Genomic DNA, 13,096 nt, shown 5'->3' on the forward strand with positions numbered 1-13,096 from the left:
TTGCCGCTCACTTCCTTCAGATTCCATGTCACCATAGACACCCTTGTGTTAGGCTAACTGTTACTTCTGTCTTCACAGTTCGGGACTTTCACCCTATAGATTACACCCATGCTGGGCGCACTTAGAAAAGTAGTGAGGTGATAAACACTTCACTACTTTTTATTATCTATTCTTTATAGGGTCTTGCTTTCTCTTATTCTCTTATTTACATCGTCCATCTTAAGCCCGCCAATTTTGTAACGTACTCTTATTTCCTTTTTACAGCCAATGGTCTGGAGTTCGTAAAGATGCTGGCAGTTTCGTATGAATGTTTCCTTTTGCTGAGTTAACCTGTGCTTGTGTAAGGAAGATGCTCCCCGTAAGATTTGCACCGCTTACGTCTGCATCCCTGAGATCTGCCCCGATCAAGTCAGTCGTTCTCATGTCAGCCTTTCGAAGATCAGCCGCGATAAGCAAAGCTCCCCTTAGGTTCGCACCTCTTAGGTCAGCTCCTCGCAAATTTGCCCCAATTAGGTCACTTCCCCTTTTTAGCTTTGGTGTTTTTCTATTTTTTGCATGCGAAGCCTTTGCACGGACCAGTTCACTTGTCCGGATTAGAAGTTCGTTTACGTTTGCCCGATGTGCCGGGACATCAAGGTCTATGATTGATTTTGGACTTAAAGTAGTGAGTTTTTCTGTTTCTTCTAAAGCAGCCTGCAGCTGTGTGCGAATCGGCTGGGTTTCTTGTAAGCCTGCTGCTTCGTGTAAGTAATAAAGCATTTCGTGAAGCTGCTGCATAATGGGAAATACTTCAAACATTTCCTTAGCCATTTCAGTGCTTTGACGCCAATCGTTTCCACCATAGGTAATTTGAGAAACCTTTTGTCCAGCACCAAAGCATTCATAAACAGCACAGCCGCGAAAGCCTTTGTTTCTGAGATCTTTATGAATACCGCAGCGATAATTCGCTTGCAAATTTGAGCATGGAGTACCTCCATCCTTATCACGTGGAAAATCAGCCGATTTAGCATATGGCAAAGCTACACAGCACAAACCAAAGCAATTTTCACAGTCTGCACTTAATTGTTTTAACAAACCTTTACACTTCCTTTTATTATCAAGCTTGGTCTTTTTTCTATCTTCATATTTCTAATCCTTCTAGAAAACTTTCCTGCAATTGCCATTTTCTATTTTATAGGAAACGAACTTATTAGTGTAGATTATTTTATGTTCATATAATGAGGAAAAAGTTCTATAAGAAGATTCGTCCACTTTCCATTATAGGTAGGTTTCTTCTCCTATGTCATTTACCAATATATGGTGTTATAATGGTGATGATTTTGAAACGAGAAAACGAGAGGGGAAATAATAATGGATCAGCTTTTATTGAGGCAATTTGAAAGGTCAAGAGAATACTTAATTAAGGTTTTAGAGTCCGTTTCAACTGAACATATTGATGTACAGCCAGATGGTTTTAATAACACGATCCATTGGCATACAGGTCATGTGTTGACCGTTACTGAACAAACGATGTTTGCTTTCCCTCAACGATCAACCAATCTCCCTGTGAATTATGTGGAACTATTCGGAAATGGAACAAAACCTGCTGACTGGAAAGGGGAAATCCCTCCAATGGAGCAGCTCATTGTACAATTAAGGGATCAAATAACACGTATCAAGGAAATCCCTGCAAAACAGCTGGATCTCGTTTTCGAAAAACCGATCATTGGTTGTCAAACATATGGAGAGCTTGCAGGTTTTACCGTCATACATGAAGCCACACATATTGGGCAAATCCAAGCGATGAAGCGCGTGATTGAATTAGAAAGTGTTAAAAACTGAGTTTAGTAGAATAGGATATTGGAAAGGGGCAAACTCAAAAGTCAGCCCCTTTTTCCTTATTTATCCTTACGCTGCTCTGTTATCAACTGGTATTTCTTTAAGATCTCCATTGTAATGGTTTTAGCATCAGCGCTTTTGCCAGCAATATTTGTTGCAAAGCTATACGCTTGATTGTCTGTTTTGATAAAACCGACAAACCAGCCAATCCCTGACCCTTGTCCCGTTTTCCCGTAAAGGGTAAAGTCGTCGCCTTCCTTTTGGATCATCATTCGTTTAACTGTTTTCATGACTCCCTGATCAAAAGGAAGTTCCTCTTTATAAAGAGCTTCCAAAAACTCTGCTTGTTCGATTGGGGAAATTTTAAGAGAATTGCTTAACCAAAACTGATCAATTCCTCCACTGATATCTTGATTTCCATAAGAAATGTTTCGAACCCACTCCTGCATGCGACTTTCTCCTATGTCACGGGCCATTGCCTGATAGTACCAGACGACAGAGTTTCTTAAGGCAGATCCAAGAGTATGATCCTGATTCCAGATCTCAATTTCGCGCTCAACGCCATCCCAGTATTTAATATCATATTCATCCTTCACAGCCCCTACCTGTAACCCAATGAGTGAATTAGGCACTTTAAACGTTGATTGCGGGGCAAATCTTTGCTTCGCTCGTTCGTGATTGTAAATAAAGGTTTTGCCCTTGTTGATATCACGTAGGACGAATGTTCCTTCATCATTATCAAAAAATTCCTCAACGTCGAGCTTCTTACTATTCAAGTTGTTTTTCGCAGCATTTGCTTCATTTGACGGTTGTACACATGTCAAGAGAACAGCTGTACAAATAAGCATGCAAAAAACTGCTAGATCTTTACGTTTTTTCATCGTTTCATCACCTTATCTATTATTATCTATGTTAAATATTACAAACGTAATATTTCTAAATAAAATATTACACATGTAAGTTTTTATCGTCAAGGCTTTTTTCTTCGACCTATTTGTTTATTTTTAAATAGAATTTGACCAATACCTTTTAACTAAAATCTTCTAAATACAATTTGTAAAAACATCCTAATCTATCTTGAAAAAAGCCGATTTCCTTACTTTTTAAGGAAATCGGCTTTTTAGTAGTTCTTGCTAGCTTCTGCTCACTTTTACACATACTACTTACTTAGAGTTTATCTTTGTTTTGAAGAAATCCCCACCCTTTTGTTTTTCATTATCTGTCCCGATTTCTATTTTTTTGTCCAGCTGTTTTAATTTGGGGATATGCTTTGAACAATGAATATAAGCTTCGTCTACTTCGATCATCACCCAGCGTTCTGCTCTATTTCCTTCTTTTTCTTTTAAATCATCCATGACCGTTTCTGATAATTTTAATTGGGATAATTGCCCGTTTTCTATAATTGAAGCTCGTCCATTTATATGCAATCCAATTGAGTGCTCAAAAAAATCGATAAACATTAATCCGATATGAGGGTTTTCAAGAATGTTTCCTAAACTTGCCATTACTCCATTTCCCTTATATTCCGGATATAATAACGTTTTATGATCTAGTACCCTTACAAATCCTGCCGGTCCTGCCCTAAAAGAGGAATCACAGTTCCCGCTTGAATCAGCTGTTGCGATATACATCATCCCTTGTTCGGCTATGAAAGCTGTCATCCTATCATTTACGTAATGAAGCATTTGGTTTTCATAAAAAGAGGATGCTTTCTTCGTTGTTCCATGTTGTTCTTGCAATATGCGTTCTCCTCTTGACATTGCCTCTCAACCCTTTCAATTCCTATAATTACATTTATCTAATAATAAAATACCATTTTATTTTTACAGTTCTTCGTATAAACAAAAGCAGGAATTTCTTCTTCCTGCCTCATTCATATTACTAACTTCTTCTAAGAAGGACAACCTTATCTTTTAGGTTTAGTGTGACTTTCCTTCGCATTTTTGAAATATTGACAAATAAAGAGCCCTCTCCCAATAAAAATAAAAGCCTCTTTTCTTGTTCAAGTAATAAGGAACATAGTATGATAGGAACCCGCCTTTTCTATCCATTTTGAGATGATTTTAAATTAAATTTATTCCGAATAAATGCGATCAAAACTAATACTATTGGAATGATCATTTGTAACGGTATATGTAGATAAGGATGAATAAATTTTATACCCACATCCCGGGCTTCACTATAGTTGTCTGCATATAAGAATGATAAAGGAATAATAATCGTACCGATTGCAAGAATTATGGAACGTTGATTCTTTAGGTTAAATAATTGTGTAATACCAACAGAAACACCATACATCCATCCTCCAACTTTAAAAAACACCCCTGCTACCATCATTAAAATAACCAGTGCATCAAACCGCTCAAGGAAATCGGCTATTGAAACCATACGTGTAGCACGCATTAGAGGATAAGGGGTCTGACTGTAAATTTCTGGACCTAACACTGATATGTTGATGATGGTATTGGTCACTAACAAAACCCCTCCTATCAAAATGATAGCAAGTCCTGCCTTTCTTGCATGCTTCTTTTTGTATAAAAGGGGTAAAAACATGGTAATAATGACTGTTTCACCGAATGGAAAGGTAATTTCATATGGGAAAACGGTTTTTACTACCGGATTTACGCCATTTCCTAATATCGGGGCAAGGTTATTGATGGTAAAGCCGGGAACAGTAAATAAAAGGATCCAAATCACGATAAGGGAAAAAATATAAATAGGAAAGACCGCCTCTCCCATACGAGCAAAAGCTTCCACGCCTCCGCTGAGACAATAAATCATTAACACCATAAAACTTACGGTGATAACCGGCATAGGAGTATCAGTTAAAATAGTTGAATAAATTAAATCACTGAAATCTCGGCAGGCTGTTGAGGCAAGAAACGTAAAATAACAGAGATAATATAAAATGATCGGATAGCCAAGATACTTCCCTATGATTTTTGGGATCATTTGGATTAATGTGTCACCAGGATAATAATCGGATAATTTGACATAGATCAACATCAATATCATTCCAAATACCATACCTATTAATATGGTTAACCAGGCGTCCTGTTTTGCAGAACCTCCCCCTCCGAAAATTAACTTATTTCCAACTTCAAATCCAATAATGACATAGAAAAGTTGAAGGGCGCTTATTTTTTGCTGATCCATTTTGATCTCCTAATATGAAATAGTCTTGGTTATTATTTCCCATTTAGTAAACGTTATGTAAATTAGCTATTTCCCCAACTTTGATACAATTAATTTATACGTTTCTTCACCTTAGATTTCGAATCTTGTCTAGCTGTTGTTTTATTTTTTCACCATCATTAAAAACTACACTATTTCAACTAATTCAAATTAACAACAAAAGACCAAAGAGAGTCAGTGACTATTCACGAAACTATTTCACCAATTGATTGGAACTCCATTAAAGCAAGCTTTCATACCAATTCATTAAGTTTCTAGAGGATATTTGGCCATAAAAAACTGCACCTCCAATTGTTAGGTATGTCTAACAATTAGGGTGCAGTTCATTTTGATCAGCTCTTTTTGTTATCTATTTACTATTTGGAGAATACTTCTTGAATAAATCAACAGCTTTTTCAGGAACATAGAATTTGCCGTTGCTTTCTACGACAACGCTTCCTAGCTCATAATCTTTTCCGTTAATACGGATGATATTTTTATTTACAAACAATTTTGCTTCTGTTTTATTGCGTTTTACGACAAGCACTGGATTTGCTGCATCGGTTTTGTCGATTGTGACTTCTGCTCCAATTTTCTTGAAGGCAGAACCGGCTTCTGTAAATAATTCATTCGTTAAATCCTTTAAATCGAAGCCCATTGCTTCAGACATTGTCTTCGCAATGTCAGTATTTTGGACTAGCCCGAACGGCCTTTGCGGACCGTAAGAGTATAAGAATACATCTTCACCTGTATGGCCGCCTGTTGTAAAGCCGATGTTTGCACGATTGGCTAATAAATCAACCAAGATTGGGCCTACATCCGCTTTCTTCTGAGCAGTATGTAACTTTTCTTTTTCATCAGCTGTTAAGTTGTCTAAGCCGTAAAGTGCCGCTACCTCTTCTAAATTAGATAAATCATCCTTTAGTTTGTTTGTAGCACCTTCAAGAGTCATTTTTGCTTCTTTCAAAGGATCAATGTAAGCTGATACCGGTGTTGTATCATAGCCTTTTGTTGTATTGCTGTTACCGATGGAAATACCGCTGTTACCATGGTCAGTTAACGCAATAACCATCGTGTTTCCATCTTTCTTAGCAAACTCTAAAGCTTCTGCCACTGCGGCATCAAACGCTAATACATCACTAATAATCCCGATTGCGTCGTTTGAATGTGCCGCCCAATCTGGCTTACTTCCCTCGACAAATAAGAAGAATCCGTCCTTATCTTTTGAAAGAGTGTTAATTGCTTTATCTGTCATCTGAGCAAGCGTCGGCTGTTCAGGATTGGTTGCTTCTCGATCCATGTCATATGCAAGAGCAGCATTGGCGAAAGAACCCCAGATTTTATCAGATTTAGAATTTAATAGAGCATCCTTTGTTTCAACAAAATCATACCCTTTCTCTTGGATAACTTTCACCAAATCTTCGTTGTCTTTACGAGTTCCGTTACTTGACGTTGGCAAAAGTGATGCCTTTCCTCCACCTAAGACAACCTCCATATTTTGATAAACTTGTTGTTCACCAAGAACGTCAAAATTATTACGGTTAGAGTGGTGAGCAGAGAAACCAGCAGGTGTAGCATGCTGAATTTCCGATGTAGCGATAATTCCTGTCGCACGTCCTGAACGTTCCGCACCTTCTAAGACATTAGCAACCGGACGAAACTTGTCTTCTTCTTTAATTGGATCTTCCCCAGGTGAATTCACAACGGAAGGTAATACACCAACGTATCCTGAATTGGATTTATTTCCTGTTGCTAAAGCTGTTCCTGCCGGCGCAGAATCAGTAATCGCTGATTCCGCTGAATAAGTGCGAACTCCCCCAGATACAATCTGATCCATGGCAAGAGGTGAACCTTTATACCAGCGGGCTAATGTAGTAGCTGTTGAGCTTGTACCATCCATGACCATCATGATCACATTAACAGGTTCCTTTCCTGTTCTTTTTGGTTCGGCTTTTGCCTCTTCGCTGTTCATCATGCTTCCTATACTTAAGGAACCAAGTGCTAACGTTCCCGCTAACGTTACTCCTATCATCTTTTTACGAAAATTATTCATTATTTCCCCTCCATACTTTTTTCGACATCGTTAAATCTACCATTACTATGTAAAGGGGATTTTGTCTTTTTGTAAATTTCTATTAATTTTGTGTAAAAAACAAAAATTTAATACTTTTTATTCGTTTAGTAAATAAAGGAAATAGATTGCTGTAGCAGTACCTAACCAACCCTTAGGCTCAAACCAGCAAACCACCTTATAACAATATTTTACTGTTTTAAATTGTCTATGAGAATGTTCTGTTACATGAGCAGCAAAGGCAGAAGTCTGAGCCACAGTTACTTCTGTCCCATTAAAAGGCTTGTAATCAATAATTTTAAAAAAAGATGATGGATAATGCCTAATAAAATTCAATAAAAAAACTCTAGTAGCCTATAAATGTATGCTACTAGAGTATCTTTTTTATGTTTTGTATTGTAAATCTCAAATATTCCCCTAGGAATTTTTCATGATAATACTATCCAATGTTATAGCAACACTGCGACATTCATTCACGATCCCCTCCAAAGATTCATACACTTCCTTGCATTGCATGATCTTGATTGGGTCCCTTGTAGTGGCAAATAATTGTTTTATGGCCATTCGCAAAAGATTATTCGTATTTGCTTCCAGCTCTTTGATTCTTATTGAATACGGTGTAATCGCCGATAGTTTTCGGCGTGATAGCAACTCGACTGCATGAGATATTTCAATGACCGCGTCATAGATTTTTTGGCTGAATTTTTTCATTTGCTCAGTCGGTTTTGTTATGGAGTACATGTCTAATAATCCCGCACAATGGTTCATTTCATCTAATACATTGTCTAAGCAAACAACAAGCTGTAAGATATCTTCTCGATCAATGACGGTAATATACGTGTGATTTAATTCTTTCATCATTGTTTCAACATAACCGTCCCCGACTTTTTCATATTGTTTAATGCTCTTTACGAATTGTTGAAGTTCAGCATGATTTGTTAGTTCTTGCTCTAAAAAAAACTGTGCTGCCTCTTGAAGATTCTCCGTCATCTGTACTAAAAGTACCGATAACTTATCCTTTTTTCCCCTAAAAAAAAACATGTTTCTTTCCCCCATCAAAGACTAATAAAGTTAGACTCCTATCATTATAAGTATTTTATCCCCAAAAATGAGAAGAGAGGTTTATCTTCCTTACGGACAATTAATTCTCCCCCTTATCTTCCTAGCTTCGCGTGTTAAGACTGGAATATAAAATTGCACTTATCGAATTATAAAGAAAATTATCGATCTATGATAGTTTTTGTCGAAAAGTTAACAAAAACTTAATATATAAATATACCTCTTATTATGAAGGTTACGCAACTAAAATGTAAATCATGTATTAAGTGAGATTTACATCAGATAGGGTTTGCATAAAACACCATTTTTTAACCCCCATCCCATGTATCGCCTGACTTTGACAACAAGCCCCCATCCAATTTTTACGGCCAGTTATTCCCCAACTAATCTTTTTGGCATCTGTTGATACTTGAAGTGTGGATTTTACTACCAGTAAGACAAAAAGGATCTGACAAATGTCAGACCCTAATCTATTTTTATTCTTCGTCCACTGCCGCTTTTTTGCGGCGCAGTTTGCTTAAAAGTTCATATACAATTGGGACAATCACAAGGGTTAACAGAGTCGAACTTGTCAAACCGCCAATAACGGTTACTCCAAGTCCCTTCGAAATAATCCCGCTGCCTTCTAAACCTAAAGCCAATGGGATTAATGCACCAATTGTCGCAATGGCTGTCATGAGAATTGGGCGAAGACGAGTAACCCCAGCCTCGAGTAATGCTTCACGAGTACTTAATCCTTCTTTTTCCTTGTGAATGACTCGGTCAATTAAAACGATCGCATTCGTGACAACAATTCCTATGAGCATTAACGCTCCCATCATGGCATTGACACTAACAGTCTCTCCGGCAATGTACAAGCCGACAAGTGCACCAATGACTGTGAATGGCAGTGAGAACAGAATCGCAAACGGTGCTAAACCGCCGCCAAAGGTAACGACCAGAATGAAGTAGACAATTGCAATGGCCGCAAGCATGGCAAGTCCTAGCTGTGTAAATGATTCTTGAATATCCTCTGTTACGCCACCCATATTAATGTCGATGGATGAAGGAACATCCAGGTCATCAATTTCTTTTTGAATATCTGCTGAGACGCTGGCTACATCATTTGTTTTAATTTCTCCAGATACCTGAACATAGATTTTGCCATCACGTCTTGATACGGTATTAGAAGTTTCACCCTCTTTTATCTCAACAACATCACCAATTTTCACTTCTGTTCCAAGCGGTGATTGAATGGTTTTCTCGGTCAGGTCATCAACATTCTCAACTGTTTCTTCCTCAACCTGCAGATAAACAGTTAATTCCTCGCCGTCCTTTTCAATCTTTGTTAAAATTGGACGCTCTCTCGTTTGGCTTAACTCCATGCCAATTTGTCCTGCTGTTAAACCAAGTTTGCTGAGTTTTTCTTGATCTGCAACAAATGTGTATTCCTCATAGGTTTCTGACATGCTTGATTCAACCTTATCCAAGGAATCATGGTCCTTCATGATCGTTTGGATCTCTCCAACAACTGGCTCAATCTCTTCCATGCTGTTACCATAGACAAACATCGTTAATTCGTTGCTGGCTCCTGACATAGCGAAGTTTTGTGACGTCCACTCTCCGCCGCCTTCAGTAGCAGCTTGGATGTCTTTTACAACCTCTTCCTTTTCCTTGCTAAAGTTCTCAGCATCTTCTTCATATTCTACAAAGAAAATGGCACTGTTCGTATCTCCAGGGTTCATTGGGTTTTCACTGCCTAATGAGTATTGAACAGTTTTTACATCTGGTCTTTCCAAAAAGATGTCTTCAGCTATTTCAGCATTTTTCTGGGCTTGTTCCCTTGTTTCTCCTGGCTCTGGGGAATATGTCACCATCATCATTTTTTCTTCTTCAGATGGCATAAAGCTTACGCCAATGACAGGTACCAAGAAAAAACTTCCGACAAGCATAAGAATCGCTAGAGCTGATGTAATGATTTTATGGTTTAACGTCCAATTTAAAAGACGACGATAAGCTCCTGTAAATCGACCTGGCTTATGTTCATTATGCTTTGCTTTTTTGCCTTCACCATATAGATTTTTCTTAAATAAACTGTGGGCCATCATTGGAACAATGGTAATCGCGACCAGCAATGATGCTAATAGGGAGAAGACCATTGTTAAAGCAAATGGCATAAATAATTCACCAATCATTCCTTTTACTAATGCCAGCGGAAGGAATACTGCAATCGTTACAATTGTTGACGACATAATTGGGATGAACATTTCCTTCGTTGCCTCACGGACAAGTGCTTTTCCTTTAAGCGGCTCACCTTTAAGTGACATTCTTCGATAGATGTTTTCAATGACAACAATTGAGTCATCCACCACGCGGCCAATTGCAACTGTCATCGCACCAAGCGTCATCATGTTCAACGTAATATCCATTTGATTTAAAAGAATAATCGCTATTAACAACGATAAAGGAATCGAGATGACAGAAATCAACGTTGATTTAATATCTCTTAAGAATAAGAGAATAATCACGACAGCAAATAAGGCTCCGAACATAGCCTTGCTTAACATTGTTTGGACAGACTCTTCAATAGGTGTCGCTTGGTCTAACGTATAAATAACCTCGAGACCTTCGATATCATCTTCAAACTCAGATAATACTTCTTTTACTTCATTGGCAACATCAACGGTATTCGCATCTGTTCCTTTGACAATTTGAATACCAATTGCTTCTTTCGCATTTGTTCGTGAAATCGATTCAGCCTTGCCTACTAATTTAATGTCGGCAATTTCCGAAAGCTTAACAGTAGGAAGCTCCATCGCTTGTGCCGCCTGAGAAGCTTGCGCCGCTCCTTGAGATGCTTGTGCAGCTGCTTGAGCATTCTGATCAAACTGACCAGTCATACCTGCAGCTTGATTCCCTTGCATTGCTCCCTGTCCGGCACCTTGAGCGGAAGGAGTCACCGGAATTTCGATATTTTTCAAATCATCAATGCTCATTATATTTCCGTCAACAACAACAGATTTTTCTGTATCATCTAACGTGTATAAGCCAAGTGGAAGCTTCACATCTGCCCCTTTGATTATATTTTGCACTGTTTCCTCGTCCAGCCCATATTCCTGCATTTTATCATCATTGAATGTAAACTGAACTTCCTCTACTTGCTGACCGGCAATCTCAACGGAAGATACGCCATCTGCGCCCTTTAATTTTGGCAGTATTTCTTCCTCAACAACAGTTGTCAGTTCTGCAAGAGACTGATTTTCATTGGCAATGCTGAGGGCCAGAATCGGAAAGGCATTGATGCTAAGCTTTGCCACATCCGGCTCATTTACCCCTTCAGGCAATTCAATTTCTTCTAAACTGTCTTTTAGCTCATCCTCTGCTTCATCCATATTCTTTTCGAAATTATATTCAATTTGGATGGAGGAGGCATTTTGCATCGAATTCGAGCTGACAACATTTACACCATTAAGATTTTGAACAATCTGTTCAATCGGCTCTGTCACGCTATCTGCAACCTCTTGAGGTGTTGCTCCTGGATAAACGGTTGTTACCGTAATAATCGGAGTATTAATATTAGGTATTGTTTCTAGTTTCATATTTAACCCCGAATACAGGCCGGCTGCGGTTATAATAATAGTTAGAAGCCATACAGCAAACTTGTTTCTCAAGACAAAATTAATTATGCTATTCATATTATCCCCCAAACGTATAAATCGAATTTGACTAATCGGTCATAACAATTAATAATATATATGACCGACTGGTCACAGTCAATGATTACGGAACTATTCAGCTTTTAATTTTTTATAAATGTGAACAAATGGTCATATTATTTTATCCCATTTTGCCGGGCAGTATTTGAGAACAGTAGAAGATAAGTGTGGAATTAACTGCTCATATAGTCCCTGCGAAGGACCGGATGTCTAAATCAGGTGATACATAAGGATGTGGCGGTTTAAGCGTGATAAGTTTCGCCCATTAATCGGGAAGAAATACCCCCACAAATGGGAGTTACATTTTAGTATAACCATTAACATGGCTATCAATCTAAGGAGAATAAGATGAAAGACAAAGAAAAGAAGATTATAGAAGCAGGTATGAGTCTTTTTGCTAAAAAGGGTTATTCCGCTACAACCATTCAAGAAATTGTTGATGCTTGCGGAATTTCAAAAGGTTCATTCTATTTATATTTTAAATCAAAAGAGGCTCTCTTATTGGCAGCCTTTAAATATCAATTTCAATCAATTCAATCAAAGCTAGATTCATTGACACTTAAAAATTTAACACCGCGTGAGACCTTTATTGCCCAATTGGAGGCACAGCTGGAGGAAATTCTAAAACACAAAGAATTTATTATTATGCAAATACGTGAACAAACCATCCCGATCAATTCGGAAATCGAACATTTCATCAGGAAAGTTAGTGCTGAAATTAGCGGCTTTTATCATGAATCACTCTCAAAAATATACGGAGAGCCAATCAACCCATATATTTATGATTTAAATATGATTCTGCAAGGCATTGTTCATTCGTATTTAAAGCTGATCATTTTCGATAAGGCTTCCTTTGATTTGCAGAGGCTGTCAAACTTTATCTTGAAGAGAATGGACGATATGGCTGCAGGCTTTATCCGCTCGAATGAAGAGCCTATTTTAACTTCTGATTATGTGGAACAGTTATCCGAGCTTTATCCTGAACCAACTAAAGAGGATGTACTTAGAAAAATAAAGCATGCAAAAGAGCAAGTAGAAAATGAAGATATTACCATCACGTTAGAAGTACTAGAGGGTGAAATAGAGAGAGAAAAACCACGGACTCCAGTTATCCAGGGTATGTTAGGAAATCTAAAAAATGAACCTGACTTAGAACACGTGAAAACATTGATTGAGAAGTTCTTTGATTTGACGAATGATTAAAAACCAAAGTTGGACCCCCTGCAACAATATCAATTGACAGAACAATTAACTCGTTTCAGGGGGTCTGACTGTTTTG

The 13,096-nt window shown here is 38.0% G+C and carries 10 protein-coding genes; 2 read left to right on the top strand and 8 right to left on the bottom strand.

The features are described 5' to 3' along the window. Positions 1-258: 258 nt before the first annotated feature. Positions 259-1,074 carry a pentapeptide repeat-containing protein gene (locus tag WQ54_RS26790; RefSeq protein ID WP_046589124.1) on the bottom strand — a complete coding sequence of 272 codons (816 nt, stop codon included), beginning with the start codon at positions 1,072-1,074 and terminating at the stop codon, positions 259-261. A gap of 276 nt (positions 1,075-1,350) precedes the next feature. Here WQ54_RS26790 and WQ54_RS26795 point away from each other — a divergent pair, with 276 nt between their 5' ends. Next, the gene (locus tag WQ54_RS26795; protein WP_046589126.1) at positions 1,351-1,821 is read left to right on the top strand and encodes a DinB family protein; all 471 of its coding nucleotides are present in this window, start codon (positions 1,351-1,353) and stop codon (positions 1,819-1,821) included. 56 nt (positions 1,822-1,877) lie between these two features. Here WQ54_RS26795 and blaOXA read toward each other — a convergent pair whose 3' ends face one another. From blaOXA to WQ54_RS26830, 7 genes are all read right to left on the bottom strand, one after another. After that, on the bottom strand, positions 1,878-2,666 hold the full coding sequence (gene blaOXA, locus WQ54_RS26800) for a class D beta-lactamase (protein ID WP_231597670.1): 789 nt from the start codon (positions 2,664-2,666) through the stop codon (positions 1,878-1,880). 315 nt (positions 2,667-2,981) lie between these two features. Continuing rightward, positions 2,982-3,557, bottom strand: coding sequence for a pyridoxamine 5'-phosphate oxidase family protein (locus tag WQ54_RS26805; RefSeq protein WP_231597662.1), 576 nt, complete (start codon positions 3,555-3,557; stop codon positions 2,982-2,984). A 304-nt stretch (positions 3,558-3,861) separates the two neighbouring features. Further along, positions 3,862-4,974 carry an endospore germination permease gene (locus WQ54_RS26810; RefSeq protein WP_046589131.1) on the bottom strand — a complete coding sequence of 371 codons (1,113 nt, stop codon included), beginning with the start codon at positions 4,972-4,974 and terminating at the stop codon, positions 3,862-3,864. A gap of 388 nt (positions 4,975-5,362) precedes the next feature. Next, the gene (locus WQ54_RS26815) at positions 5,363-7,045 is read right to left on the bottom strand and encodes an alkaline phosphatase (RefSeq protein WP_046589133.1); all 1,683 of its coding nucleotides are present in this window, start codon (positions 7,043-7,045) and stop codon (positions 5,363-5,365) included. Positions 7,046-7,162: 117 nt separating this feature from the next. Continuing rightward, on the bottom strand, positions 7,163-7,399 hold the full coding sequence (locus WQ54_RS26820; RefSeq protein WP_046589135.1) for a hypothetical protein: 237 nt from the start codon (positions 7,397-7,399) through the stop codon (positions 7,163-7,165). Positions 7,400-7,480: 81 nt separating this feature from the next. Then, complete coding sequence (locus WQ54_RS26825; protein WP_046589137.1) at positions 7,481-8,104, bottom strand: DUF47 domain-containing protein; 624 nt, start codon at positions 8,102-8,104, stop codon at positions 7,481-7,483. A gap of 494 nt (positions 8,105-8,598) precedes the next feature. Next, positions 8,599-11,796 (bottom strand): efflux RND transporter permease subunit, encoded by a 3,198-nt coding sequence (locus tag WQ54_RS26830; RefSeq protein WP_046589138.1) that lies wholly within the window; start codon positions 11,794-11,796, stop codon positions 8,599-8,601. Positions 11,797-12,165: 369 nt separating this feature from the next. On the opposite strand from WQ54_RS26830, the gene WQ54_RS26835 reads away from it, so the two are divergent. After that, a complete protein-coding gene (locus tag WQ54_RS26835) occupies positions 12,166-13,020 on the top strand; it encodes a TetR/AcrR family transcriptional regulator (protein WP_046589140.1) in 855 nt (284 codons plus the stop codon). Positions 13,021-13,096 lie beyond the last annotated feature (76 nt).

The organism is Bacillus sp. SA1-12 (assembly GCF_000981385.1).
Lineage (GTDB): Bacteria > Bacillota > Bacilli > Bacillales > Bacillaceae > Metabacillus.